This window comes from uncultured Sneathiella sp., assembly GCF_963976355.1.
Lineage (GTDB): Bacteria > Pseudomonadota > Alphaproteobacteria > Sneathiellales > Sneathiellaceae > Sneathiella.
Genome location: NZ_CAXBKA010000005.1, coordinates 44,801 through 69,618 on the forward strand (window position 1 = coordinate 44,801; position 24,818 = coordinate 69,618).

Annotated in this window: 24 protein-coding genes; 12 read left to right on the plus strand and 12 right to left on the minus strand. The window is 53.3% G+C overall.

Going from position 1 to position 24,818, the window contains the following annotated elements; all coding sequences use genetic code 11:
- Window positions 1–279 precede the first annotated feature (279 nt).
- Window positions 280–2,430 (plus strand): methylmalonyl-CoA mutase, encoded by a 2,151-nt coding sequence (gene scpA, locus AAC599_RS12460; RefSeq protein ID WP_340150730.1) that lies wholly within the window; start codon window positions 280–282, stop codon window positions 2,428–2,430.
- Window positions 2,431–2,456: 26 nt separating this feature from the next.
- Here the strand turns inward: scpA and AAC599_RS12465 are convergent, their stop codons facing one another.
- Window positions 2,457–3,611, minus strand: a complete 1,155-nt coding sequence (locus AAC599_RS12465) for a hypothetical protein (protein WP_340150731.1) — start codon at window positions 3,609–3,611, stop codon at window positions 2,457–2,459.
- Between the two features lie 104 nt (window positions 3,612–3,715).
- On the opposite strand from AAC599_RS12465, the gene AAC599_RS12470 reads away from it, so the two are divergent.
- Both AAC599_RS12470 and queF read left to right on the plus strand, forming a co-directional pair.
- The gene (locus AAC599_RS12470; RefSeq protein ID WP_340150732.1) at window positions 3,716–4,750 is read left to right on the plus strand and encodes a histone deacetylase family protein; all 1,035 of its coding nucleotides are present in this window, start codon (window positions 3,716–3,718) and stop codon (window positions 4,748–4,750) included.
- Entirely contained in the window at window positions 4,751–5,215 is a 465-nt protein-coding gene (queF, locus tag AAC599_RS12475; protein WP_340150733.1) for a preQ(1) synthase, read from the plus strand.
- Between the two features lie 2 nt (window positions 5,216–5,217).
- Here the strand turns inward: queF and AAC599_RS12480 are convergent, their stop codons facing one another.
- Together AAC599_RS12480 and AAC599_RS12485 are read right to left on the minus strand one after the other, a co-directional pair.
- On the minus strand, window positions 5,218–5,616 hold the full coding sequence (locus AAC599_RS12480) for a cytidine deaminase (RefSeq protein WP_340150734.1): 399 nt from the start codon (window positions 5,614–5,616) through the stop codon (window positions 5,218–5,220).
- Window positions 5,617–5,638: 22 nt separating this feature from the next.
- Window positions 5,639–6,643, minus strand: a complete 1,005-nt coding sequence (locus AAC599_RS12485) for a proline racemase family protein (RefSeq protein ID WP_340150735.1) — start codon at window positions 6,641–6,643, stop codon at window positions 5,639–5,641.
- A 102-nt stretch (window positions 6,644–6,745) separates the two neighbouring features.
- Here AAC599_RS12485 and meaB point away from each other — a divergent pair, with 102 nt between their 5' ends.
- The 3 genes from meaB (at window position 6,746) to AAC599_RS12500 (ending at window position 9,053) form a co-directional block, all read left to right on the plus strand.
- Complete coding sequence (gene meaB / locus AAC599_RS12490; protein ID WP_340150736.1) at window positions 6,746–7,747, plus strand: methylmalonyl Co-A mutase-associated GTPase MeaB; 1,002 nt, start codon at window positions 6,746–6,748, stop codon at window positions 7,745–7,747.
- A gap of 110 nt (window positions 7,748–7,857) precedes the next feature.
- On the plus strand, window positions 7,858–8,145 hold the full coding sequence (gene rpmB / locus AAC599_RS12495) for a 50S ribosomal protein L28 (protein WP_293962581.1): 288 nt from the start codon (window positions 7,858–7,860) through the stop codon (window positions 8,143–8,145).
- 140 nt (window positions 8,146–8,285) lie between these two features.
- On the plus strand, window positions 8,286–9,053 hold the full coding sequence (locus AAC599_RS12500) for a dienelactone hydrolase family protein (RefSeq protein WP_340150737.1): 768 nt from the start codon (window positions 8,286–8,288) through the stop codon (window positions 9,051–9,053).
- Between the two features lie 6 nt (window positions 9,054–9,059).
- On the opposite strand, the gene cobT is transcribed toward AAC599_RS12500, so the two are convergent.
- The 3 genes from cobT to AAC599_RS12515 are packed head-to-tail and all read right to left on the minus strand — an operon-like array spanning window position 9,060 to window position 12,533.
- The gene (gene cobT / locus AAC599_RS12505) at window positions 9,060–10,928 is read right to left on the minus strand and encodes a cobaltochelatase subunit CobT (RefSeq protein ID WP_340150738.1); all 1,869 of its coding nucleotides are present in this window, start codon (window positions 10,926–10,928) and stop codon (window positions 9,060–9,062) included.
- An 8-nt stretch (window positions 10,929–10,936) separates the two neighbouring features.
- Window positions 10,937–11,938 carry a cobaltochelatase subunit CobS gene (gene cobS, locus AAC599_RS12510; RefSeq protein WP_340150739.1) on the minus strand — a complete coding sequence of 334 codons (1,002 nt, stop codon included), beginning with the start codon at window positions 11,936–11,938 and terminating at the stop codon, window positions 10,937–10,939.
- Between the two features lie 49 nt (window positions 11,939–11,987).
- Window positions 11,988–12,533, minus strand: coding sequence for a J domain-containing protein (locus AAC599_RS12515; protein ID WP_340150740.1), 546 nt, complete (start codon window positions 12,531–12,533; stop codon window positions 11,988–11,990).
- 260 nt (window positions 12,534–12,793) lie between these two features.
- Here AAC599_RS12515 and AAC599_RS12520 point away from each other — a divergent pair, with 260 nt between their 5' ends.
- On the plus strand, window positions 12,794–13,051 hold the full coding sequence (locus AAC599_RS12520; protein WP_340150741.1) for a BolA family protein: 258 nt from the start codon (window positions 12,794–12,796) through the stop codon (window positions 13,049–13,051).
- Between the two features lie 141 nt (window positions 13,052–13,192).
- Here the strand turns inward: AAC599_RS12520 and AAC599_RS12525 are convergent, their stop codons facing one another.
- The 5 genes from AAC599_RS12525 to AAC599_RS12545 all read right to left on the minus strand — a co-directional run bounded on the left by AAC599_RS12525 (window position 13,193) and on the right by AAC599_RS12545 (window position 17,416).
- Complete coding sequence (locus tag AAC599_RS12525; protein ID WP_340150742.1) at window positions 13,193–13,378, minus strand: hypothetical protein; 186 nt, start codon at window positions 13,376–13,378, stop codon at window positions 13,193–13,195.
- Between the two features lie 83 nt (window positions 13,379–13,461).
- Window positions 13,462–14,337: an AEC family transporter gene (locus AAC599_RS12530; protein WP_340150743.1), complete on the minus strand. Its 876-nt coding sequence runs from the start codon at window positions 14,335–14,337 to the stop codon at window positions 13,462–13,464.
- Window positions 14,338–14,375: 38 nt separating this feature from the next.
- Window positions 14,376–15,668: an HlyC/CorC family transporter gene (locus AAC599_RS12535; RefSeq protein WP_340150744.1), complete on the minus strand. Its 1,293-nt coding sequence runs from the start codon at window positions 15,666–15,668 to the stop codon at window positions 14,376–14,378.
- A 9-nt stretch (window positions 15,669–15,677) separates the two neighbouring features.
- On the minus strand, window positions 15,678–16,817 hold the full coding sequence (gene aroB, locus AAC599_RS12540) for a 3-dehydroquinate synthase (RefSeq protein ID WP_340150746.1): 1,140 nt from the start codon (window positions 16,815–16,817) through the stop codon (window positions 15,678–15,680).
- Window positions 16,814–17,416 carry a shikimate kinase gene (locus AAC599_RS12545; protein ID WP_340150747.1) on the minus strand — a complete coding sequence of 201 codons (603 nt, stop codon included), beginning with the start codon at window positions 17,414–17,416 and terminating at the stop codon, window positions 16,814–16,816. The genes aroB and AAC599_RS12545 overlap by 4 nt, the downstream gene beginning before the upstream one ends.
- A gap of 329 nt (window positions 17,417–17,745) precedes the next feature.
- On the opposite strand from AAC599_RS12545, the gene AAC599_RS12550 reads away from it, so the two are divergent.
- From AAC599_RS12550 to AAC599_RS12565, 4 genes are all read left to right on the plus strand, one after another.
- Entirely contained in the window at window positions 17,746–19,545 is a 1,800-nt protein-coding gene (locus tag AAC599_RS12550; protein WP_340150748.1) for a hypothetical protein, read from the plus strand.
- Window position 19,546: 1 nt separating this feature from the next.
- Window positions 19,547–20,440, plus strand: a complete 894-nt coding sequence (xerD, locus tag AAC599_RS12555) for a site-specific tyrosine recombinase XerD (protein WP_340150749.1) — start codon at window positions 19,547–19,549, stop codon at window positions 20,438–20,440.
- Window positions 20,441–20,537: 97 nt separating this feature from the next.
- Entirely contained in the window at window positions 20,538–21,524 is a 987-nt protein-coding gene (locus tag AAC599_RS12560) for a CoA ester lyase (RefSeq protein WP_340150750.1), read from the plus strand.
- Between the two features lie 111 nt (window positions 21,525–21,635).
- Window positions 21,636–22,592, plus strand: coding sequence for an acetyl-CoA carboxylase carboxyltransferase subunit alpha (locus AAC599_RS12565; protein WP_340150751.1), 957 nt, complete (start codon window positions 21,636–21,638; stop codon window positions 22,590–22,592).
- 7 nt (window positions 22,593–22,599) lie between these two features.
- On the opposite strand, the gene AAC599_RS12570 is transcribed toward AAC599_RS12565, so the two are convergent.
- A complete protein-coding gene (locus AAC599_RS12570) occupies window positions 22,600–23,436 on the minus strand; it encodes an SDR family oxidoreductase (RefSeq protein WP_340150752.1) in 837 nt (278 codons plus the stop codon).
- Window positions 23,437–23,599: 163 nt separating this feature from the next.
- On the opposite strand from AAC599_RS12570, the gene AAC599_RS12575 reads away from it, so the two are divergent.
- On the plus strand, window positions 23,600–24,811 hold the full coding sequence (locus AAC599_RS12575) for an EAL domain-containing protein (RefSeq protein ID WP_340150753.1): 1,212 nt from the start codon (window positions 23,600–23,602) through the stop codon (window positions 24,809–24,811).
- Window positions 24,812–24,818: the final 7 nt, after the last annotated feature.

Genomic DNA, 24,818 nt, shown 5'->3' on the forward strand with positions numbered 1-24,818 from the left:
CTCAGGCAACGTTGCAAGGACAGGAAAAATTCAGGGCCGTCTTAAAAGCATTATGACCCTAATTTGTAGGGAGCATGACAAAAATATCTCGCCATTTAGACTTAAATTCGCATTATTAAATGAAAGAGATAATGAAAAGAGCACGGACAATGTTTAAAAGAGCCTAAAGCTAACGCTCGTTTGGTGTTTTGAGGATTCTGTGATATAGCTCCCCGACATTGCGAGCTAGGGTCTATGGTACGGCAGCATTATCTGCGGGATTTAAGGGAATAGAGGAACATGAGCGACTTTCCAAAACAGACATTTCAGGACTGGGAAAAGCTGGCGGAGAAGGAACTTCGCGGGCGCAAGCTTGAAGACTTGAACTGGGAGACCCCTGAAGGCATCACCGTCAAACCGCTTTATACCGCAACTGATCTGGAAGGTATGGAACTAGCTGAAGACCTGCCGGGCATAGCGCCGTTTAAGCGGGGCGTGCGCGCCAGCATGTATGCCAACCGCCCCTGGACTATCCGTCAGTACGCGGGCTTTTCCACGGCTGAAGAATCCAATGCTTTCTATCGCCGAAACCTTGCCGCCGGGCAGAAGGGCCTTTCCGTCGCCTTTGACCTGGCCACCCATCGCGGTTATGATTCGGATCACCCAAGGGTTGTGGGCGATGTCGGTAAGGCAGGTGTAGCCATTGACAGTGTTGAGGATATGAAAATCCTGTTCGACGGCATTCCGCTTGATGAAATGTCCGTATCCATGACCATGAACGGCGCCGTCCTCCCGATTCTGGCAAACTATATTGTTGCGGCGGAAGAGCAGGGCGTAAAGCCGGAGCAACTCTCTGGCACAATCCAGAATGATATTCTGAAAGAATTCATGGTGCGCAACACCTATATCTATCCGCCGGAGCCCAGCATGCGGATCATCGGCGATATCATTGGCTATACCTCCGCCAACATGCCGCGCTTCAATTCGATTTCCATCTCTGGCTATCACATGCAGGAAGCTGGCGCGACGCAGGTTCAGGAACTAGCGTTCACCCTCGCGGACGGGTTGGAGTATGCCCGGGCGGCGCTGGCCAGCGGTCTTAAAATTGACGAATTTGCGCCGCGCCTCAGCTTCTTTTTTGCTATCGGCATGAATTTCTTCATGGAGATTGCGAAATTGCGGGCGGCGCGCATGATCTGGGCAAAAATGATCAGCGAGTTCAATCCGCAGAACAAAAGCTCTTTGATGCTGCGGACCCATTGTCAGACATCCGGTGTGAGCCTGACGGAGCAGGACCCTTACAACAATGTTATCAGGACTGCCTATGAAGCCATGGCTGCGGTGCTCGGAGGCACGCAAAGCCTTCATACCAATGCGCTGGACGAGGCGATTGCCCTGCCGACGGATTTCTCCGCCCGGATTGCCCGGAATACACAGCTCATTCTTGCGGAGGAAACGGGTGTTCCGAATGTCGTGGACCCTCTCGGAGGCAGCTATTATGTCGAAAGCCTGACTAATTCGATTGCGGCGGAAGCCTGGAAATTGATCGAGGAAGTTGAAGAACTGGGCGGCATGACCAAGGCGGTAGAGAGCGGGATGCCGAAACTCCGGATTGAAGAATCCGCTGCCCGGCGCCAGGCCCGGATTGACCGCGGTGAGGAAGTTATTGTCGGGGTTAATAAATACCGCATCGACAAGGATGACAGTAACATCGAAATTCTTGATGTCGATAACACGGAAGTCCTGCGTCAACAGGTGGCGAGACTGGAGAAAATCAGAAGCACGCGTGATGCGGCCGTATGTGAGGCGGCGCTGGATGCGCTGACCAAAGGCGCAGAAGGCAATGCCAATTTGCTGGAACTATGTGTCAACGCGGCGCGGGCACGGGCCACAGTCGGTGAAATTTCTTACGCGATGGAAAAGATTTTCAGCCGCCATCGTGCCGAGATTCGGTCCATTTCCGGCGTCTATGGCGCCGCTTATGAGGGAGATGAGGGCTTTATGAAAATCAGCGATGATATCGATGCTTTCGCCCGCGAAGAGGGGCGTCGCCCGCGTATGCTGGTGGTGAAACTCGGTCAGGATGGTCATGACCGCGGCGCCAAGGTTATTGCGACCGCCTTTGCAGACATTGGTTTTGATGTCGATGTCGGCCCGCTTTTCCAGACACCGGCCGAAGCGGCGCAGGATGCCATCGAAAGCGATGTTCATGTCATCGGCATTTCATCTCAGGCCGCCGGGCACAAAACGCTAGTCCCGCAGATTATTGACGAACTCAAGAAACAAGGGGCGGAAGACATCCTTGTCGTCTGTGGCGGCGTCATCCCGGCGCAGGATTACGATGCCCTCTACAGCGCCGGCGTCGCCGCCATCTACGGCCCCGGAACCAATATCCCAAAGGCCGCAGCAGAGGTGCTTGAGCTTATCCGCAAGAAACGCAAGGCGGCGTAGCTTAGAAATAGCTCTCTATTCGATTGTTATTTTGGATCATCGTTTGGGTTGGCAGTTCCTGTGCTGGGAATGTTTTGCCGATTTTGAATTTGTTGAGTGAGATGTTGTTGGAAAACCTTCATGTCTTTGAGTTTTTCTGTGTCCGAATTCAATAATTTCCCGGTTTTATACCAGTAAAAATCGGGAAATAACTTTGCAGGATCATCAATGTCTCTAATTTTAGGATCTAGTATTTTCCCCAAATCAGACACCGTATCTTCATTTTTTTTCTCTTCGTTTTGATCGTTGTCCTCCTCATCATTAATGAGTGTCAGAACTTCTTTTGTGACGAAAAGATTATTTGGATCGAGAGTAGCCATATTGAAGAATTTTTCTGTTACAAACTTGTAGATAGAAAAATCATCTTTCAAAAACAACGACATATCTTTGTGCTCATTTGCGTATGACAACGTGAATTGGTCCGTATTTATATACTTTTCAATAGTTTTCACGTCTTGATTAAAATACTGAGCAAAGTCATCCGGTTGTTTGAAGGTGCATTTGAAAAATGCATCCGGATAAATTGTAGGCAGACCCCAATATTTATCGCTGGTGAAGTCGACGATGCTGGTTGCGACAGATGATCCAATGAGGATAACCTCTTCCTTCTTGCTACATGAGCGAAGTGATTCTGCGAAGCTTAGGCGTGAAAAAAAATCGGTATTATATTGCTGTGTTGAATGGCAGGATTTTAGGATGCCAGCGCGAAAACCTTTTTGTTCAATAATATATTCCCCATAGAGTTTATAGAATTTCTCGCCATCAATACTGTCATCGACCGTCACCGTGGTTATGGCCCCGTGACATTGTAGTATCCAAATCCCGTTCCAGTTTTTAAGCCATTCGCCATTATCTGAGCGTAGGTTTTGCAGATCACCGTCTTCGTCAGTCTGACATAAGTTCAGCAAATATGTGCCAAATAGATTGACCGGAATGTTACATCTCATTGCAATGGCAGTCGCCTTTATATGTTGGTTTCTGTCTACTGAGGTTGCCATAACATCCAGGACCTCATCGTCATTCTCCGTTACGTGAGGGGTGCAATATGTGATAAGTGGAAATGATGATACTTTCTTATCTGGGCTGTAATTTCGCAAATGTGCAATTTGCTTCATTACATTTAATTCATTCGAATGCGCCATAGTTTATAGGCCTTTGTGCTAGTTGCTTGTTCAAGAGACAGTTTCTTCATTGACGGGGAGTGAGGTAATCTTGTGATCGGAAGTGTGGAATTTAAGGAATAACAATGAAAATCATCTATAGCCCGGATCATGTAAAACATGATCCGAAGACATACTTCAAGTCCGGGGCCTTTCACGAACCGCAGGAAGTCCCGGGCCGGGCGGAAGCACTGGTCAAGGGGCTCAAGGATGCCGGGCATGAAATTGTCGCGCCGGATGATTTCGGCCCGTCGCCGCGGGCGGCGGTTCACACTCCGGGATATCTTCAGTTTTTGGAAACGATCCATAACCGCTGGCATGCCGCCGGAATGGGGAGTGAAGAGGTCTTGCCGAATATCCATCCCGGCCGCAATATGTCCTCCATGCCAGGCGGTATCGTTGGCGAAGTCGGGCATTACACGACCGATTTGTCCGCGCCCATCGGGCGGCAGACATGGGAGGCGGCCATTGCCTCGAACAATGTTGCGCTGACCGCGACGGATTATGTGATCAACGATCTTTCTACCAACAGATCCGCTTACGCGCTTTGCCGCCCGCCGGGTCATCATGCATTCAAGGATCAGGCAGGCGGGTTCTGTTTTCTCAATAATATTGCCATTGCGGCGCAGTTTGCCCGGCGGACAGTAAACAGGGTTGCGATCCTGGATATCGATGTCCATCATGGGAACGGCACGCAGGGCATTTTCTATGATCGTGACGATGTTTTCACGGTTTCGACCCATTGCGATCCTATTGATTTTTATCCTTTCTTCTCCGGCTATTCGCATGAGCGTGGTCATGGAAGGGGAGAAGGGTTTAACCTCAACCTGCCGCTTAAAACCCAGAGCGATGATGCGGCTTTTCTGGAGCGGTTGGAGGAAGGGCTGGCGTCCCTTCGTGCCTATGCCCCGGATGTTCTCTTTGTTGCGCTTGGCCTTGATGCATTTGAGGGTGATCCGTTGATCGGGCTTTCCGTTACCACACAGGGATTCGGTCAGATCGCAAGCCGGATCGCGACCCTCGGAATGCCGACGGTACTGGTGCAGGAAGGCGGCTATAACCGGGAGTTTCTTGGCGCGAACATCACGAGTTTCATTTCTGGATTTGAAGGAGCGCGGTAAATGGCAGGAACTGATGTCAGCGGCCTGACGCAACTTGGCAAGGCAGTGGAGCAACCGCAGAGCCCGGAAGAAGCTGTCCTGGAACGGGTTTCGAATGGACAGGCGGATGTAAATTACCTCGTCCGCTTTACCGCACCGGAATTTACGTCGCTCTGTCCGATGACGGGCCAGCCGGATTTCGCACATCTTGTGATTGACTATGTGCCAGATCAATGGCTGGTCGAATCGAAGTCGTTGAAGCTTTTCCTGACCTCGTTTCGCAATCACGGCGCCTTTCATGAGGATTGCACGGTCATGATCGGAAAACGGATCGCCGATCTGCTGAAACCCCGCTGGCTCCGGATCGGCGGGTACTGGTATCCGCGGGGCGGTATCCCGATAGATGTCTTCTGGCAAACCGGCGCACCGCTTGCTGATGTCTGGTTGCCGGATCAGGGTGTGGCGACATATCGCGGCCGCGGGTGAGATCAGAAGCGGAAACTGTCCGGGAGAAGGTTGTCGGCGGTTGTGACAATATCGCCGTTTTCACCGGGATAGGTGACCTTGGTGTCTTTGTTTGAAAACTCGATCATGAACTGCCGGCAGGCTCCGCACGGGGAGCAGGCGCCGGAAATTCCTGCTTCGTTGTGATTGGTAACAACAACTTCCTTCAGTTTCATTCCCGGCCCTTCTGCGGCTACGGCCTGAACAATGGCATTGCGTTCCGCGCAGATTGTGAGGCCAAAGGAGATATTCTCGACATTGCAGCCAGCATATATATTTCCCGCCTCGGTCAGGATCGCGGCCCCGACCTTGAAACGGGAATAGGGCGAATAGGCCTTCTCCATGGCTTTGGCGGCTTCTTTTTGCAGATCGATTTTAGTCATGAAGGTAACCTGCTCCTTGTCTTTATTTCAGCAGGAACCCGCCGCCAAGCGGATCCCCGTCTTCGAATGTAAATTCCGCCGAGCCGGAATAATAGGCATGGCCAGCGATCTCGACTGTCACCGCATTGAACGGGTCAACCTTCGCTGTGTTTTTGAGTTCCCCGGTAAAAACCGCGCCGGTAACGCTTTCAAACTGGCATATTTCACCGGGCGTAATCGCTTTTCGGGCGGCGGCAATTGCCATGCGGGACGTCACGCCGGATCCTGTCGGGCTTCGGTCTATCTGTTCGTCCGCGAAAACACAGATATTGGCGCTGGATTTTCCCTCATTACCGATATTGCCGTCCGTAAAAATCGTGCCGTAAAGGTAGCCGAGGTCCGGTTCTTCCGGGTGGGTGATATCGATTTGTTCCTTTATCGCAGTTGAGACAATTGATGCGGCGGCGGCGAGATCCCGGGCTTTTGATTGCAAAACATTGAGACCGAAGCTCGCGGCATTCAGGATGCCATAGAACGCCCCGCCATAGCCGATATCCACTTCAACAGGACCATACTCCCTCGTTTCAACGAACTGCCCCAGTTTGTAAGCGAATGCAGGTACACTCTCAAACCGCACCTGTCCCGTAACGCCCTCGCGTGTCTCAACCTTGGCCGTTACAAGGCCGCAGGGGCATTGTATTCTGACAGTCGTCTCGTTTGCTTCCTTGACCACAAGTCCAAAATCAAGGGCATAGCGGCCCAGCGCCATGATCGCATGTCCGCACATGGTGCTGTAGCCTTCATTATGCATAAAAATGACGGCGAGGTCTGCTTCCGGATGGTCTGGCGGCACCAGCAAGGCGCCATACATATCCTTGTGCCCGCGTGGTTCAAACATAAGGAAACGGCGATACTGATCGGCCTTGTCGCGCATATAGGCGCGCTTCTCAAGCAGGGTTCTCCCCTCCGGCACGGGAACACCGTCCGTAATAATCCTGAGCGGCTCCCCGCCCGTATGCATTTCAATTGTCTGGATACTGCTGATCATATTATTTCCGTTTCCGGTTCACAGAATAGGGGCAAGCGCATATTTGCGATAGCCCTTTCAATTAACTTGACGAATCCGCGCTATTTTTCCATACCCAAGGCTATGAAAAAAACGGTACAGAAAATTCCGACAGACGCTAACGGCTTGGCAGAAAAGTTGGATCAGGGAGATCGGCGGGCCTTGGCACGGGCGATCACTCTAGTGGAATCGCTCCGCCCCGATCATCGGGAAACGGCGCAGCAACTCTTGAATCTTGTTCTCCCGAAAACCGGAAAGTCCATAAGGATCGGGATTTCCGGTACGCCGGGAGTTGGTAAATCGACCTTTATTGAGGCCTTTGGCAAGCTGTTGACGGGAAAAGGGCACAAGGTGGCCGTTCTGACCATTGATCCATCTTCGCAAAGAAGTGGTGGCTCCATTCTTGGCGACAAGACCCGCATGGAGGAACTTGTCCGTGATCCCAACGCCTTTATCCGGCCATCCCCTTCAGGAGGCTCACTTGGCGGTGTTGCAAGGCGCACGAGAGAGGCCATGCTGCTCGCAGAAGCGGCCGGTTTCGATATCATTCTTGTGGAAACTGTCGGGGTCGGGCAATCGGAAACGACCGTTGCGGAAATGGTGGACGTATTTCTGCTTCTGCTCGCGCCAGCTGGCGGAGATGAACTGCAGGGCATCAAGCGCGGGGTCATGGAGCTTGCTGACCTTATCGTCATCAATAAAGCGGACGGCGACTTGAAAGCCGCCGCCACCCGGGCTGCGGCCGAGTATAAAGGCGCGACCGGGCTGATGCGACCCAAGAGCAAGCACTGGCAGGTGGAGGTTTTGAAAATCTCCGCAATCACCAAGACCGGCATTGACACGCTATGGGAGGCTATTGGACGGTATCGCGCGGCCCGTGAAACTGACGATGAACTGACCGAACAGCGGCGCGAGCAGGCAGTCGCATGGATGTGGTCGGAACTCGGTGATTCCCTGATGAGTCGTTTCAAGTCCCATAAAGGGGTTGCAAAGGCACTCCCGACTATGGAGGCGGATGTCAAAGCTGCGCGAATTGCCCCTGCGAGCGCCGCGGAACAGCTCCTCGCGATCTTTTTGGGAAAATAGCGTCCTTCCCGCCTAATAAGCTTGACGAATGCGCCGCCATTCCTTAAATAGCGTCCTCACGTCCGGCGTTCACGCGCCGGCTCTCTATTTTTTGGTTAAAGAGGTTCACGATGGCACGTCGTTGCGAATTGACAGGAAAAGGCGTTCAGGCAGGAAACAATGTCAGCCACGCCAACAACAAGACCCGCCGTCGGTTTTTGCCGAATGTGCAGGAAGTTCGTTTGATGTCTGAATCCCTTGGCCGCTCCTTCAATATGAAAGTGTCGGCTGCGGCGCTGCGCTCTGTCGAGCATAACGGCGGTCTGGACAAGTTCCTGCTGAAGTCACGGGATTCGTCTCTTTCCCTGCAAGCCCGCCGCGTGAAGCGCGACATTCAGAAGGCTGCGGCTTCCGCCTGAAACAAGATATCAGAGAACGAAAAATTCGAAACGGATGGGAAGAAATTCCCATCCGTTTTTTATTGTAGTTGTCTCGCCTCTTCAGTGTCCTATCTTATGCAAAGATCAGCGACCTATCCAATTGAACAAGGGAGAATAATATGTTTGCACGCCGTGACATCATGAAGGGGGCAGCGACTCTGCCGCTTGCGGCCATTCTGGCGGATCCGTTGCTCGCACGGGCTGCGGCAGAAATGACGGAAGATGTAACCTTGACGCTGGATGACGGACAATCCGCCACCGCGGCTGTCATTTATCCCGAAGTAACGCCGGCGCCGGCAGTTCTCCTTATTCATGAATGGTGGGGCCTGAATGACCAGATAAAGGCCGTCGCGGCTGAGCTTGCGCGGGAAGGGTATGTCGCGGTTGCTGTAGACCTTTATCAAGGCAAAGTAGCCTCTAATGGGGATGAAGCGGGTCAGTATATGAAGGCGGTGAAGCCGGAAACCGCTACGACAACGCTCGAGAAATGGATTTCCTGGACACGGGAGAATGAGAAAACCACCGACAACCTCGGTACCATTGGATGGTGTTTTGGCGGCGGCTGGGCGCTGAATGCCTCCATCGCAGCGCCGACAGAGGCAACGATTGTCTATTATGGCAGCGTTGCCCGGGATGCGGCTCAACTTAAGGAGCTGAAGGGTCCTGTGATGGGGCATTTCGCTGAAAAGGACAAATGGATCAACAAGGAAATGGTTGATGGTTTCGTCGAGCAAATGAAGGCCGCCGGGCAGCCTGCGCCGGAAGTTTTCTGGTATGACGCAGACCATGCTTTCGCGAACCCGTCAGGCGCACGCTATGACCAGGAGGATGCACAGCTTGCCTGGTCCCGCAGCCTTGAATTCTTTAACACGAACCTGAAAGGTTAGGGGTGATTACCAGCGTTCCGCCTTGCTGCGGCGCGCTGGTTTCTTCTCGTCGAATAAATCCGCGAGCTGCTCCATCATCACGCCACCCAGCTGTTCAGCATCGATGATGGTGACCGCTTGCTGGTAATAGCGCGTGACGTCATGGCCGATACCGATGGCGATAAGCTCGACGGGCGAGCGGGTCTCGATCCAGCGAATAACATCCCGCAGATGCTTGTCCAGATAATTACCGGGGTTTACAGAAAGCGTGCTGTCATCAACCGGCGCGCCATCGGAAATCACCATCAGGATGCGCCGCTGCTCCGGTCGGCCCAACAACCGGTTATGAGCCCATAGCAGGCCTTCCCCGTCGATATTCTCTTTCAGCAGTCCTTCCCGGAGCATCAGGCCCAGCGACTGACGGGCCCGGCGATAGGGATAGTCTGCGGATTTGTAGACAATATGACGGAGGTCATTCAGCCTGCCGGGGTTTGGCTCTTTCCCCTGTTCCAGCCATTTTTCCCTGGATTGTCCGCCTTTCCAGGCACGTGTTGTGAAGCCAAGGATTTCGACCTTGACGGAGCACCGCTCCAACGTGCGTGCGAGGACGTCGGCGCACATGGCGGCAACAGAAATCGGCCGTCCACGCATGGAGCCCGAGTTGTCGATCAGGAGTGTGACCACGGTATCGCGGAAATTGGTATCCTGCTCCACCTTGAAGGACAAAGGCAATTGCGGATCAACAACAACCCGGGAGAGGCGGGCGGCATCGAGGATGCCTTCTTCGAGATCAAACTCCCAGGAGCGGTTCTGCTGTGCCAGCAATTTCCGTTGCAGCCGATTGGCGAGTTTACTAATCAGGCTCTGCAGATTGGTCAGTTGTTGATCGAGCTGTTGGCGCAGGCGCGCCAGCTCCGCCGGTTCACACAGATCGGACGCCTGGATTACTTCATCGAATTCGGTGGTATAGGCTTTGTAAGCGTCAGCCTCCGGTGAGTTTCGGAAATCCTCCGGATAGACAGGGCGGCGGTCACGGCCTGCTTCATCACCTGTGCTGGTGGCATCCATATCGGCGCTTTCACCGGCTTCGGTATCCGAGCCGTCTTCGCCTGCCCCTTCCTGCGTGTCAGCATCCTCCGCTGCGCTTGCTTCCTGCGGTTCATCATCGCTTTCGGAGCCGCTGCTCTCGGCATCCGGTTCCTGTTCACCTTCTTCACCGTCGCCGCTCTCATCATCGTCCGAGAACTCGCCTTCGGCATCATCGATCAGGTCGAGGTCTTTCAGAAGTTTGCGGGCTGCGTTCGCGAATTCCTTTTGGCTGGAGAGCGCCTCCAGCATTTCGGTAAAATCGTCGCCGCTTTTTGCCTCGATCTCGGTGCGCCAAAGATCGACCATATTGCGGGCACTCTCAGGGACCGGAATGTTGGCAAGCTTCTCTCTTGCGAGAAGTCCGAGTACTTCCGCGATCGGAGCCTCCGCTTTGTCGTATATGCGGTCGAAGCCGCTTTCCTTGCAGTGCGTGTCCAGCCGGTTGAACAGATTCTCCGCAACGCCTTTCATGCGTCCGGCGCCAATGGCTTCGACACGGGCCTGCTCGATCGCATCAAAAACGGCCCTCGCGTCCCCGCCCTCTGGGGCGTAGCGGGCGTGCATCCCGTCATCGTGATAGCGCTTGCGTAAAGCAAGGCTGTCGGCCAGCCCACGAACCAGCCGTACATCTTCAATAGGCAGGTCTTTCGCGGGATTGGGAAGGCGCGCGCGATCGCCGCTCATTCCCGGCGCGTCATTGCCATAGATGACTTCCATCTCCTTCTCGCGGGACATTGCCCGCAAGGTAGCGCTCACCGCGCGCTTGAAAGGCTCGGCTGCGGGCTCTTTATTTTTGATAAAGGCCACGAGAGATGTTACGCGACGATATTAGCGGCGGATTCGGGTAGTTCCTCGCCGAAGCTGCGCTGATAATATTCCGCGACCAACGGCCGCTCCATCTCATCGCATTTATTCAGGAAAGTCACGCGGAAGGCGAAACCGATATCACCGAAAATTCTGGCGTTTTCTGCCCATGTAATGACGGTCCGCGGGCTCATGACGGTTGAGATGTCTCCGGCAATAAAACCGGCGCGGCTGAGCTCGGCGCAGGCGATCATCGCCCGAACCGTCTTACGGCCTTCCTCATCGTCATATCCGGGGATCTTCGCAAGGACGATTTCATTCTCGACATCTTCGGGCAGATAGTTGAGCGTCGTGACGATGTTCCAGCGGTCCATCTGACCTTGGTTTAGTTGCTGTGTGCCGTGATACAGGCCGGTGGTATCCCCAAGACCGACCGTGTTGGTCGTTGCAAACATCCGGAACGCCGGGTGAGGGCGGATCACCCTGTTCTGATCGAGCAGGGTCAGCTTGCCCTCAACCTCGAGAACGCGCTGGATAACGAACATGACATCGGGGCGGCCGGCGTCATACTCATCGAAAACGATGGCAGTCGGTGATTGAAGCGCCCAAGGCAAAATACCCTCACGGAACTCTGTCACCTGCTTACCGTCGCGCAGAACGATGGCATCTTTGCCGACCAGATCGATGCGGGAGATATGGCTGTCGAGGTTAATGCGAACACACGGCCAATTAAGCCGCGCCGCCACCTGTTCAATGTGCGTTGACTTACCGGTGCCGTGATACCCTTGTACCATGACCCGGCGATTGAAGGCGAAACCTGCCAGAATGGCCAAGGTAGTGTCATGATCGAACACATAGGCAGGATCCAGATCCGGCACCCTGTCCGTCGTCACGCTGAAAGCAGGGGCCTCCATGTCGCTGTCGATCTTGAACACTTCCCGAACGGAAACCTTGGTGTCGGGCAAATCAATTTTCAATTCCGGTGTTTCTCCGGCAAGTTCTAAGGACGTCATAAAAAATAGTTCCGTGTCACAATTCGTGGATGTTTTTTTACGGGCAAACTTACGAGTTACCGCAAGATCGCAAATGTGTATAGGCCTGATTAATGTTTTTCAGTACTTCTTCGGCCTTTTTATCGCCACCGCGGACATCAGGGTGGTATTTTTTCGCAAGTTCCTTGTGTCGACGCTTGATTTCATCTATCCCGCAGCCGGGCTTAAGGTTAAGAACGGCGAGCGCTTCTCGCTCCTTCTGATCCATTGGCGGTCTGGTCTTCGTCTTGGTATTCCCTGAAAACCTATCTTCATCCGCGCCCATATCATCGCGAAAATCAAACGGGTCGTCAAACCGGCACTCCCGTTGCCGACTTGCGGTGCGGGTTCCCAGCTTCCAGGTAGGGCGATGCCCGGTGATATCTTCATCTTTATAGCGTAAAACCTCTTCCGCGGACATGCCGTCAAAGAAGTTCCAGGATTTATTAAATTCCCGAATGTGCGCGAGGCAAAACCATTGGTAATCGTCCGGCCCGCCACGGTCGAGCAGACGTGCTTTCGGCGCCCGGAACTCGCCCGGCTCAAAGCAATCCTCATGCGCACATTGCCGGGGCATTGCGTCTGCCGTTCCACCGTCTAATGGTATTTCTCTATTCTTCGCCATTGAAATATTATGGTCGCTGAAAGGGGTCATAGCAAGGCCGCGAGTAAGAATCCGGCTATTTTGATAGCGGCGGGGCGTTAATTGCGCAACAGGCCAAAAGACTTATCGTTTTTGCCATTGATTAAAGTATACGCCCGTGACGAAGCCCCACGGTATGCGGTAAGGTACTGGCTTGAAAGTTTAAAGCTGACTGTAAAAGGAAATGATACGGCATGTCGGTTGCAAAAACCATTGAGGATAAGCTTAACGCGGCTTTCTCCCCCTCTGAATTGAAGGTCCTAGACGAATCACATTTGCACGCTGGCCATGCCGGGGCGCGTCCGAGAGGGGAGAGCCATTTTCGCGTTGAAATCGTCGCTGACAGCTTTCAGGGTATGTCACGCGTCGCGCAGCAACGCGCTATCTATGAAGTCCTGAGCGAGGAACTCAAGACGGATATACATGCGCTGGCGCTGACGGTCCGATCATAACTCGTACATGCCGAATTGATAAAAAACTTTACCCCTGAACTGTTGATCCAAATCACCACGCCCCTATATGCTATTTTTGAGAGTTTAGATTAAAAAACGACAACTTATAAGAGCAACAACAGGAGCTTGAATGTGAACCAGCTAAATCAGACCCTCGTCAACCGAAACATCTCCGTCATTGACCCCGTTTCCGGGCAACCTCACCGCACCAGTATCCGGCTCGAAGAAATCGAATGGACGGCGCTCCGAGATATCTGTGCGAGTGAAAACATGTCGATCAATGAATTCTGCTGTAAAGTGGATCAGGATAAAAATCGTCGTGAACACTCCAGAACTTCGCGTATCCGATCCGCAATACTTGAACATTATCTAAAGCGAAACGGCGTGCAAAGGCTGGACTCCTGAAGCTCCTACAATAGGAATAATAAAAGCGCAGGGAGGGTAATAAATGAAACGAGCGTTGAAATGACGACCATCCCCGCGACATGACTGTGAGCACGTTCGTACCGCAGTGAAAACAGATAATTGAAGACCGCCACAGGCATGCTGCATTCGAGAATAAGAACGCCGCGCTCAATCCCTGTCAGGCCGAACACTGCTGCAAGACCATAACCCACAGTAAACCCCATGCCGAGTCGAAGAAGCGAAAGGCCCGTGGCAAGGCGAATATGGCTGATCGAAAGACTTGCAAGGCTAACACCAAGGGCAAAGAGCATTAAAGGTATCGTCAGGCTGCCAATGAGATCAGTAGTGTTAATGATCCAGACGGGAATAGGCAGAGAAAGTGCCTTGACCGCAAGTCCAATAGACACAGCATACAAGAGCGGTGTCCGGAGAAGTTGGCGTGCCGAGCTCTCTCCGGATGAGAGCCAGACACCGAATGTGAACTGCAGGGTCGAGAATATGGTGAAGACAGCGATTGCAAGTGCCAGGCCGGCCTCACCAAAGGCAAAAAGGCAGAGCGGCAGGCCCATATTGCCGGTATTCGGAAACATCAGGCCGGGCAGGTAATTCCTAACGTCCAGCCGGCACATACGTAAGATACCAAGCCCGACCAGACAAAAGGAGACTGCACTTAAGAGCGCATACATTGCGAACTCAAGAAAAGCGCCAAGTTCCATGTCTAGTTTTACAAGCGTGGTAAAAATGAGCATAGGGGAGCCGACATTCGTCACCAGAGTGGTGATCGTTTCCGTATGAAAGGCGCGCCCTGTCTTGGCCCAGAAAAACCCTATCCCGGCGGTCACGACCACCGGAGCAATTATGTTGAGGAGAATTTCATACATCCGGAACGGTTCTCTCGGTAAACTGTCCCGATAAGCAGTTATAGTTCAAGAGGCGTAATCCGAAGTTCCGTTATCTGGTTATGTTCCTTCCGCATAACTTCAAACTTATAGCCGTGAAAAAGAAATGCCTGTCCGATATCGGGAATGATCTGGGCTTCATGAATAACCAGCCCGGCGATTGTGGCGGCCTCTTCATCGGGAAGGGACCAGTTCAGTTGCCGGTTTAAATCTCGGATCGTCACATCTCCCTTGGTGATGACGCGCCCATCTTTCAACATCCGGACATCACTGACGGCCAGATCATGCTCATCGGCAATGTCCCCGACGATTTCTTCAAGGATATCCTCCAGCGTAACCAGACCCATCAACGCGCCATATTCATCGACGACAAGCGCAAAATGGCTTTTCCGATCCAGAAATGCGTTGAGCTGACTGCGAAGCGTTGTGGTTTCCGGTACAAACCATGGTTCCACGGCGATTGCTTCGAAATCGAGCTTTTCATACTGGCCATCGAGAGGGATCAGGGCGCGCAGGAGGTCCTTTGCATGGACCACGCCGATAATGTTCTCCGGGTTATCCTTCCATAGCGGAAGCCGGGTATAGGGACTGCCAAGCACCTGATCAATGATTTCCCGAACCGGCTTGGCGCCGTCCACCATTTCGACATTCTTGCGGTGAACCATGATTTCCGAAAGATCGACCTCATCCATATCGAGAATGGTATCGAGCATGTAGCGTTCATGCATGATAACTCCGGCATCTTCGGAATGCAGCTCGATCGCACCGCGGAGTTCATCCTGTGCCGCATCGGTCAGGGTATCCGTATCGCCGTCATGTCCCTTTATACCCAGCAGGCTCAAGGTCGTGTCGACAATATAGTTTATACTCATCACGATGGGCGACAGCAGGAAAATGGCCGGCTGCAAAAGCGGCGCAACAAAAAGCGCCACCGGAATCGTCCGGCGAAGGGCAACTGTTTTTGGAAGAACTTCCGCGAAAACCAGGACAAGGACGGTCATGACAAGGGTAGCATAAGCGACGCCGATATCACCAAAATAGGTGATAAAAATGCTGGTTGCGAGAGAAGACGCCAGAATATTCACGAGATTGTTTCCAAGCAGAATGGCGCTGATCAGCTTGGTGTGCTTGTCCCTCAGGCGGTTGACTATGCCGGCACGATGATTGCCTGACTGCTCCATCTGATGCAGGCGGGCACGGGATGCACCGGTCAGTGCCGTTTCCGATCCGGAAAAAAAGGCGGAAAGGAGCAACAGTAGAAGAATTGCGAGCGGCAGAATGATCAGTTCCATATCAAAATCAACCGTTTCCATTTCTCCGAACTATTCCTGTATTTTCTGTTTGAGCAAGGAAAGGATATCGGATTCCTGGATATCCCGTGTCGTGAAAGATACGCCAATCTCCTTCATCAGGATCAGCATGATTTTGCCGCCGCTGATTTTCTTGTCCTGACGCATATGGGCGAGAAGTTTTTCTGCGCTCCAGTCGAGGCCGTCAATATGCGGAACATGTGTCGGAAGGCCAGCATCCTCAAAATGTGCAACAATGCGGCCCAACTCCTGACGATTGAGAAATCCGAGTTCTGCCGATAGCTCAGCGGCCATGATCATGCCGATCGAAACGGCTTCGCCATGGTTAAGGTGCGGACCATATCCGGTTTCTGCTTCCAGCGCATGACCAAATGTATGACCCAGGTTGAGTAGGGCACGTACGCCTCCCTCTCGCTCATCTTGCGCGACGATGCGGGCCTTGGCTCTTACGCTTTGCTCCACCGCGTAGATGCGGGCGGCTTCGTCTCCTTCAATGACTTTCTTGCCGTTTACTTCAAGCCATTCAAAGAAATCACGGTCGCCCAGAAGTCCGTATTTAACCACTTCAGCGTAGCCTGCAATGATTTCACGGCGCGGCAGACTGTCGAGCAATGAGATATCTGCGAGTACGAGTTTTGGCTGATAGAAGGCACCGATCAGGTTCTTGCCTTGCGTCGCATTGATTCCAGTCTTGCCACCCACAGAACTATCGACCTGAGACAGCAGGGTCGTGGGAATCTGGATAAAATCAACACCGCGGCGCAATGTCGCGGCGGCAAATCCTGTCAAATCGCCAATAACTCCGCCACCAAAGGCAATAAGGGCCTCATCACGCTGAATGCGGGCATCAAGCAGCCGGTTCATCAGGCCGCCATAGGTCGCAATACTTTTACTGCTTTCTCCTGCGGGGAAGATATGGGCGCTGTGTTCGATCCCCGCATGATCCAGTGTTTTTTCCAGGGTCTTCAGATGAAGTGCGGCAACCGTCTCGTCGGTAATGATGGCAACGCGCGGATTCCTCAAAACGCCTTTCAGCGAAGATCCGCCATCAGCTATCAGATTGGATCCCACCAATATTTCATATGAACGTGCGCCGAGGGCTACAGGGACACGAACAGGCGATATAGCGGAATCAGACGCGGGAAGTGTCATTTTTTGGGTGCTTCATATCGGGTTGACGGCGGTTTATCATGTGCCGCGAGTGCTTCAATAATCTTGTCCACCACAATTTCATGGGGGCCGTCGCCACTATCAACCGTGATATCCGCCTCCGCATAAACGGGATAACGTTCGTCCATCAGCTTTTTCAATGTGGCTTTCGGGTTGCCGGTTTTTAAAAGCGGCCGATTATTGCGTTTCATGCAGCGCTTATAAATGACATCGAGCTCTGCGCGCAACCAAATTGAACAGCCCTTTTTTGCAATTAACGCACGCGTTTTTCTATCCATGAAGGCGCCACCGCCTGTCGCCAGTACGTGGCGCGGTTCTCTTAACAGGCGGGCAATGACTTTACGCTCTCCCTCCCGAAAGGCCGCTTCGCCATGCATCTCGAAAAATTCCGCCACCGTCAGATTGGACGCGGCCTCGATTTCCGCATCGGCATCCTTGAAAGGCAAACCGAGTTGGCTTGCAAGGCGGCGCCCGATCGAACTTTTGCCCGCTCCCATAAGACCCACCAGCACGATGGGTCGTGCCTTCAAGTCAATAGCCGCAGCGGTTTCCTCCGCGCCGGTATTTTGTATCCTGTTCATTCTGTCACTTTTCAACGGTCTGGCGAATTCCCATTTACTGGGAAGCCGACAATATCTTTCCCGAAGGTTATTGATGTATTTCGCCGAACCGTGCTAATCAATAAAGCCAAATTTTCTGTATAATCGCAGCTTAGCGCTTTAAATAGCAATAGTTTTACCCCGTATACACCAAATTATGGTGATCGGATTTTGGATATAGTGATCGAAGATGTCTAAATTTTCCCTTTTTCTGCTTTTTTTGGTGGCTGCCGTGATAATCGGTGGTGGCGTTTTCCTCTCGGCGTGGGATATTCCCGCACCGTCGGTGAAAGTTGAAAAGGTTATCCCAAATGATCAGTTCCCGAATTAGCATTCCCCGCTGGATCGTCGGTGGGTTTTTCGCCGCTCTGGTCCTCTCTTCCTCTGTTGTGCAGGCGCAGGATAAACCGCGCAGCCTCGTCCCGCCGCTCGGGCAATCGACGACAACTCAGCAGGCTGAAACGGCACCGGCCTCAAATCCGACATTAGCGCCTCCGTCAGAAAAAAAAGTTATCGAAGGGACCCGGATCGACGGATCGGTGATCGTACAATCCCTTGGCGGGCTTGATCCTGCTTCAATCGGGACACTGACGACCGCAAGTGGCGGGCTGGGCCCCGAAATGTGGAACGGCACCGCACCAGAGCGCGTCATAACGCTTTTGCAGAATTTGCCGGTATCATCAACATCTCCCGAGATGCAGCGCCTGTTCCGCAGGTTATTACTGACGGCGGCGGTTATTCCGCAGGGAACGGAAAATCCGACAGACCTGATCAGGCTGCGCCTCGAAAAACTCGTTGAGGCCGGACTGGTAACGGATGCGTCTGAACTGGTCCGCCGTATGCCGGCATCCGGCATGACGCCTGCCCTTGACCGTATCGCTGTTGAATTGATGCTTCTGCAAGGGCAGAATGATCAGGCGTGCCGGGCAGTTGAGGGTCAGCAACAAACGAGTGTCGACGGTTTCTGGGCCAAGGCAGATATATATTGCAACCTTGTTACCGGAAACACTGCGCGGGCGGAACTGGGCCTGAACCTGCTCGATGAAACGGCGGGGGATGATGCCCTCTTTTTTGCGCTCTTTGACCGAGTGGCAGGTGGTGCCACGCCGCTTCCCGAGACTGATCAGGAACTGACCCCGTTGCATTTTGCGATGCTGAAACTGTCGAGAGTGTCTCCGTCCCTCTCCGCGATAGAGAACGCGGGCCATGCTTTTCTGTGGGCGCTGGCTATGGATGAGGCGGCGAATGTCGATGACCGGTACGTAGCGGCCTATGAGTCTCTCACCATGGGAAGCGTTGCGCCGGACCTTCTCCGGCGATTAATCAATCAGGGCGCCTTTCGCAACAATGCGGATGAGAGGACAGAGTTGGCCCAGATCGCAACGCTTTATCGGGAAGCGGTCGGGACTGATGCTGATCTGGAAAAGGCACGACTTATCGGTGAGATATGGGCCGCCGGGGAACGCGATGGCTCCTACTTTACGGCATCGCGTCTTTCTCTCCTGCTGCTGACAAATCTCACTCCGGCTGAGTATGGCGACAAGTTCGAGTTGGATGCGCTGCGGCTCTCGTTGTTGTCGAAGTCTGAGGTTGAGATAACAAACTGGGAACGCGCGGTTCGGCGTGGAGCACTGCGGGGAAATTTTGAAGAGCGAGACGCGGCCCGCAAGCAAATTGCGCGGGCGGACGCCTATATGATCATTTCCGGCACGACCGGAATCGCGAAATGGAATGCGGCGAATTTTGATGTTGCTGTTTTCAATCATGGTGAGGATGCGGCGCAATCGGAAAATGTCGGAATGTATTTGGACATTCTTGAACTCTTCGCTGAACCTGTGCCGGACAAGCTCTGGGCGGACGCATTGGCGCTCGGTCAGGTGCCGCGGTTCGGCTTGTCAAACCAGGTGATAGAGAGAAACCTTGGTCGTGCTGCCGATGCCGGACTGGTAGGGGAGACGATCGCCCTGTCCTTGGCGGCGCTCGGGGAAGAAGGGCCGGGGCTTGCATCAACCGAAACGCTTGTCAGTGTTTTGACGGCGCTTCAGAAAATCGGGCTGACTGAAGACGCCCGCCAGCTCGCATTGGAAGCCGCCATTACGCGGAATCTATAGGATGTCTGCCCATATTCTGGAAGGCTTTCTTGAAATGCTGCTGACCGAGAGAGGGGCGGCGGCAAACACATTGGCGAGTTATCGCAGGGATCTTGAGGATTTTTCCGGATTCCTTGCGCGTCGGGGGCAGAATGTCAGAAAGGCGACGGCCGCTGATATTCAGGCCTACATAAAATTCCTGGATGATACAGGCCTTAAGGCGACAACGCAGGCGCGGCGGCTTAGCGCGATACGTCAGTTTTTCTCCTATCTTCTGGGCGAAGATATCCGCCGCGACGATCCGTCGCTCAATATTGATAGCCCCCGCGCCGGTCGTCGTCTGCCGAAATATCTGACAGAGGCGGAGGTGGACAAACTGCTTGCGGCGGCGATGGGGGATAGCCCTGAAAAGAAACGTCTTTATTCCCTGCTACAGCTTCTATACGCCACGGGCCTTCGGGTCTCAGAACTGGTCTCCCTGCCTTATCCCGCTATTCGTGAACAGGATCGGTTTCTCATCGTGCGGGGCAAAGGGAACAAGGAACGGCTTGTACCGGTAAACCAAACGGCGAAGGACGCCCTGGACCAGTACCTGGAGGTCAGGGCTGGGTTTTGCGTGGATGGCAAACATTCGAAATGGCTGTATCCGTCGCGGGGCGGGCAGGGTTTCCTGACGCGGCAACGTCTTGGGCAGCTCCTGAAGGAACTGGCGGTCGAGGCCGCTATCGATCCGGCGAAAGTCTCGCCCCATGTTCTGCGCCATGCTTTTGCAAGTCATCTGCTCGCGAATGGTGCCGATCTCAGGAGCTTGCAGAAGATGTTGGGACATGCGGATATTTCGACGACCCAGATCTATACACATGTGCTTCAAAAACGATTGATGGAGATTGTCTCTACTCATCATCCATTGGCTTAAATCAAAAATATGCGCGGAAAACTTGACTCTCTGCTGCGGCTAAAGCAGTTTTCAATCAATTCTTTCACAAACCTGACAATAAGAAAGTGTGATCCTCATGAGCTTTACTGTTCCGGAACCCTGCGTTTCGCGCCTTAATCGTTGTGAACTTGCTGTGCCTGGTTCCAGTCCGCATATGTTCGAAAAAGCGGCGAAATCCGATGCGGATGCAATCTTCCTTGATCTTGAGGATGCGGTGGCTCCGAATGACAAGGCGCAGGCCCGCAAGAATATCATCGAAGCGCTCCACGATGTGGACTGGGGCGATAAGGTTATGTCTGTCCGGATCAATGGTCTGGATACGCATTATATGTATCGCGATGTTGTTGATGTGGTGGAGAAGGGCGGAGAGCGCCTTGATCTCATCATGATCCCGAAGGTCGGGACGGCGTCCGATGTTTATGCGCTCGATATGCTGGTAACACAGATTGAAACGGCAACGGGGCGGAAAAAAAAGATCGGGTTCGAACATATTATTGAAACCGCTCTCGGGATGCAGAACATTCATGAGATCGCCGCCGCCAGTAAGCGCAATGAAAGCCTGCATTTTGGTGTTGCGGATTATGCAGCGTCAACAAAGGCACGGACAACTTCTATCGGCGGGCCGAACCCGCTGTATGGCGTGTTGACCGATCCGGCGGAAGATGGTTCCCGTGATTTCCATTGGGGTGATATGTGGCACTATGCCATTGCCCGTATGGTTGTTGCGGCGCGGGCGAATGGTCTGCGTCCGATAGATGGTCCGTTTGGTGACTTCTCCGATCCGGACGGCTACGTTGCCCACGGTAACCGGGCGGCCATTCTCGGCTGTGAAGGCAAATGGGCCATTCATCCGAAGCAGATCCCGCTGGCCAATGATATCTTCACACCGGCGGAGAAGGAAATTGCGAAGGCCCGCCGTATCCTTGAAGCCATGGAAAAAGCGCAGAAAGAAGGCGCCGGCGCCGTCGCACTTGATGGCGGACTGATTGATATTGCCTCCATCAAGCAGGCGGAAGCGCTCGTCACTCAGGCCGATATTATTGAGGCGCGGACCAAAAAGTAATCCGTTCATACGGAAGTCACAATTTTAGTGTCCGGCGGAACGGTTCATTGACGTAACCGTTCCGTCGATTTAATAATCACACGACTGATAACAGTGGAGTGTGGACTTTTTATGAATAACTTTCTTGATTTTGAAAAGCCGATTGCAGACCTCGAAGGTAAAATACGTGAGCTTGAGGGGCTTGAAGACGGCAGTGATATCGAGATCAAAGAAGACATTGCGAAGCTCCGCCAGAAAGCGCTCTACCAGCTGGAGCAAACCTACACAAAATTAACGCCCTGGCAGAAGACGCAGGTCGCCCGGCATGTGGATCGCCCGAAGCTGAACGATATTACGGCGCAGTTGATGACTGATTTCACACCGCTGGCAGGAGATCGTGCCTTTGCTGATGACAAGGCGATTATCGGTGGGATGGGCCGCTTTCGCGGGCGCAGTGTCGTGGTGATTGGTACTGAGAAGGGCAAGGATACAGAAACGCGTCTTCGACATAACTTCGGCATGGCCCGGCCTGAAGGGTACCGCAAGGCACAACGCCTGATGCGGATGGCCGATCATTTCTCGCTTCCCATTCTGACTTTTATCGATACGTCCGGCGCCTATCCCGGGATCGGTGCGGAGGAGCGCGGACAGGCGGAGGCCATCGCCCGTTCGATCGAGGTGTGCCTGGATGTTCGCGTGCCGGTGATCGCTTCCATTGTTGGTGAAGGCGGATCAGGTGGCGCTGTGGCCCTTGCAAGCGCCAACAAGGTTCTGATGTTTGCGCATGCGGTTTATTCCGTCATTTCCCCCGAGGGCTGCGCCGCAATTCTCTGGAAAACCCGCGACAGGGCTCAGGATGCGGCCACCGCTATGAAAATCACGGCGCAAGATTTGTTGAAGCTCAAGGTCATTGATCGGATCGTCGAGGAACCTATCGGCGGTGCACAGCGGGACGTTCCCGCCGCCATCAATTCTCTCGGAGATGCTGTCGAGGAGGAGCTGGCCGCTCTTTCAAAGAAGGAACCGGGTGAACTCCGGGAGGAGCGTCGCCGCAAGTTCCTTGCCATCGGCCGTTTGGAAAGCAACTGACGTTCGGTCAGTTTCCGCGAAACGCCTGTCCAAGATTTTTGACACTTTCCTGATGCGCGGACCAGTGCCGCCCGCCGATCATGCCGCCGTCGACAAGGATGTCGGCTGCATTGACAAAGGTGGAATCGTCTGACGCCAGGAATAATGCCGCCTTGGCGATATCATCAGGAAGACCGGCCCGGCGAATGGGTTGGGCTTTGGACAGTACTTCCCCCGCAACTTTTGCCGTATCTTCCGCCGCTTGCCCCTTAAGGCCAAGTGCCTTGCCGAATATTCCGGTGGCAATGGCGCCTGGTGAGATGGAGTTGACGCGCACATTGCTTTCGCCAAGTTCCATCGCGGCACTTCGCGTTAATTGCAGGACGGCGGCTTTTGCACTGCTATAAACCATAGACGTCGAATAGCCAGCGAGATGACCGGCGATACTGCCATTATTGATGATGCTGCCAAAACCCTGTTTTTTCATGATCGGGGCCGCATGCTTGATGCCGAGCAGGACACCGCCGAAAAGCAGAGTGACAGCGGACATTGCCTGATCGAAATCGACGGTTTCTATGCTGCCAACCGGTGCGGGACCGCCGGCGTTATTAAACAGACAATCGAGCTTGCCGTACTTTTCCGCTGTCCCGGTGATAAGTGATTGCATGTCTGCCTCGACACTGGCATCCGCCCGAATAAATGAGACATTCTCGCCAAGGCGATCCGCAATTTCCTGGCCTTCCTTCTCCCGTCGCCCTGAAAATACAACCTTTGCGCCTTCTTCAGCAAAGACTTCGACTGTCCTCAGACCGATCCCGCTTGTGCCACCGGTTACAATGGCTACCTTGTCCTGTAATCTGTTCATTTTCCATCTTCTTTATTAGAGTTTTTGCATGGGAATCTTCAGACTATATCAACCTTGACGGGGAAGCAGCCAGCCCTTTTGTGAGTTCCTGTCCGAGATTATCTTTCCAAACCGAAAATTTTGACTAAACTGACGGCTGTAACTCAAGGGGGATCGTTTTCGCGTGCTTTATCATAGCGTAATCATCATTGCCTATGCTTTGACGGCAGTTGTTATCGCTGTGCAGGCGCCGGTTTATGTCGAGGGGCTTGATCCGGTTGTCGGGTATTGGGCGGGAGGCGTGTTCTTCCTGATCTGCGCGTTGGTGCATGATTTTACCATGCGTCATGTGGAGCGAGCGCGCTTCCAGCGGGACTTGCAAAAAATGCGCAGCGATCTCGACATGGCGGAAACCGGTCTGGACCGATTTGACAATATTCTGGGACGTCTGGCCGGCAAAGACGGCAATATGGATAGTTTCGCCAGCGAAATGCAAATCCTCCGTAAATTGCTGAAGCAACTGTCCACGGATGAAAAGCCGGAGCCGAAAGAGGAAGAGGAGTTTGTTCTTTCGGCGGATGCGGAAGTTCAAGAAGAGACGACGACCGCATCGTCAAGCAGCGACGAGTCACCTGAAAGCACCATGCCTCGGGATGTGGAAATCCTGGAAATTGTACGGGCGGGATTACAGGAGAACAAAGTTGATCTCTATCTCCAGCCGATTGTCCGGTTGCCGCAAAGACGCACCCTTTTCTATGAAGCCTTCTCACGTATTCGCGGGCCGAGAGGAGAAGTTATCACGCCCGGCCAGTATCTGAATATTGCGGAAACCGCCGGATTGATCGGAACGATAGATAACCTTTTGCTCATCCGCTGTGTGCAGTTGATCCGCAGGGTGCGTCAAAAGAATTCCGAGATTGGTTTTTTTGTTAATGTATCCGCCCGGACCTTGCGGGATACGGCGTTCTTTCGGCAGTTTGTCGATTTTCTCGACCAGAATAAGGATTTAAGTGACAGCCTGATCCTAGAATTTGCACAAATTGATATCGACAATGCGTCCGAGGCGATCCAGAAGGGACTGTCCACCCTGGCCAAGATGGGTTTCCATTTCTCGGTCGATCATGTCGAGCGGCTCGATTTTGATTTTGGCGAACTTGGCAAACGGAATTTCCGTTACATGAAAGTGGCGGCCGTCGATTTGTTGCCTGGTGGAACCGGATTGCCCATGGATATTCATCCCGATGATCTGCGTGAAGCCCTTTACCGCGAGAATATCGAGCTTATCGCCAGCATGGTGGAAGATGAAGATACGGTTATCGGTTTGCTCGATGTTGAAGTCGGCTTCGGTCAGGGCTTCCTCTTCGGCGTGCCGCGCCCGCCACAAGCAGTCAATTAACAGGCTT

Bases quoted from the DNA above. Each gene is read 5' to 3' on its own strand.
- AAC599_RS12560 (WP_340150750.1), top strand. From the start codon at position 20,538: ATGAGCTTTACTGTTCCGGAACCCTGCGTTTCGCGCCTTAATCGTTGT.
- AAC599_RS12480 (WP_340150734.1), bottom strand. From the start codon at position 5,616: ATGACTAAAATCGATCTGCAAAAAGAAGCCGCCAAAGCCATGGAGAAG.
- AAC599_RS12535 (WP_340150744.1), bottom strand. From the start codon at position 15,668: ATGGAAACGGTTGATTTTGATATGGAACTGATCATTCTGCCGCTCGCA.
- queF (WP_340150733.1), top strand. From the start codon at position 4,751: ATGGCAGGAACTGATGTCAGCGGCCTGACGCAACTTGGCAAGGCAGTG.
- AAC599_RS12545 (WP_340150747.1), bottom strand. From the start codon at position 17,416: ATGAACAGGATACAAAATACCGGCGCGGAGGAAACCGCTGCGGCTATT.
- AAC599_RS12520 (WP_340150741.1), top strand. From the start codon at position 12,794: ATGTCGGTTGCAAAAACCATTGAGGATAAGCTTAACGCGGCTTTCTCC.
- aroB (WP_340150746.1), bottom strand. From the start codon at position 16,817: ATGACACTTCCCGCGTCTGATTCCGCTATATCGCCTGTTCGTGTCCCT.
- scpA (WP_340150730.1), top strand. From the start codon at position 280: ATGAGCGACTTTCCAAAACAGACATTTCAGGACTGGGAAAAGCTGGCG.
- AAC599_RS12465 (WP_340150731.1), bottom strand. From the start codon at position 3,611: ATGGCGCATTCGAATGAATTAAATGTAATGAAGCAAATTGCACATTTG.
- AAC599_RS12550 (WP_340150748.1), top strand. From the start codon at position 17,746: ATGATCAGTTCCCGAATTAGCATTCCCCGCTGGATCGTCGGTGGGTTT.
- cobS (WP_340150739.1), bottom strand. From the start codon at position 11,938: ATGACGTCCTTAGAACTTGCCGGAGAAACACCGGAATTGAAAATTGAT.
- AAC599_RS12485 (WP_340150735.1), bottom strand. From the start codon at position 6,643: ATGATCAGCAGTATCCAGACAATTGAAATGCATACGGGCGGGGAGCCG.
- AAC599_RS12500 (WP_340150737.1), top strand. From the start codon at position 8,286: ATGTTTGCACGCCGTGACATCATGAAGGGGGCAGCGACTCTGCCGCTT.
- AAC599_RS12470 (WP_340150732.1), top strand. From the start codon at position 3,716: ATGAAAATCATCTATAGCCCGGATCATGTAAAACATGATCCGAAGACA.
- AAC599_RS12570 (WP_340150752.1), bottom strand. From the start codon at position 23,436: ATGAACAGATTACAGGACAAGGTAGCCATTGTAACCGGTGGCACAAGC.
- AAC599_RS12515 (WP_340150740.1), bottom strand. From the start codon at position 12,533: ATGCCCCGGCAATGTGCGCATGAGGATTGCTTTGAGCCGGGCGAGTTC.
- rpmB (WP_293962581.1), top strand. From the start codon at position 7,858: ATGGCACGTCGTTGCGAATTGACAGGAAAAGGCGTTCAGGCAGGAAAC.
- xerD (WP_340150749.1), top strand. From the start codon at position 19,547: ATGTCTGCCCATATTCTGGAAGGCTTTCTTGAAATGCTGCTGACCGAG.
- meaB (WP_340150736.1), top strand. From the start codon at position 6,746: ATGAAAAAAACGGTACAGAAAATTCCGACAGACGCTAACGGCTTGGCA.
- AAC599_RS12565 (WP_340150751.1), top strand. From the start codon at position 21,636: ATGAATAACTTTCTTGATTTTGAAAAGCCGATTGCAGACCTCGAAGGT.
- AAC599_RS12530 (WP_340150743.1), bottom strand. From the start codon at position 14,337: ATGTATGAAATTCTCCTCAACATAATTGCTCCGGTGGTCGTGACCGCC.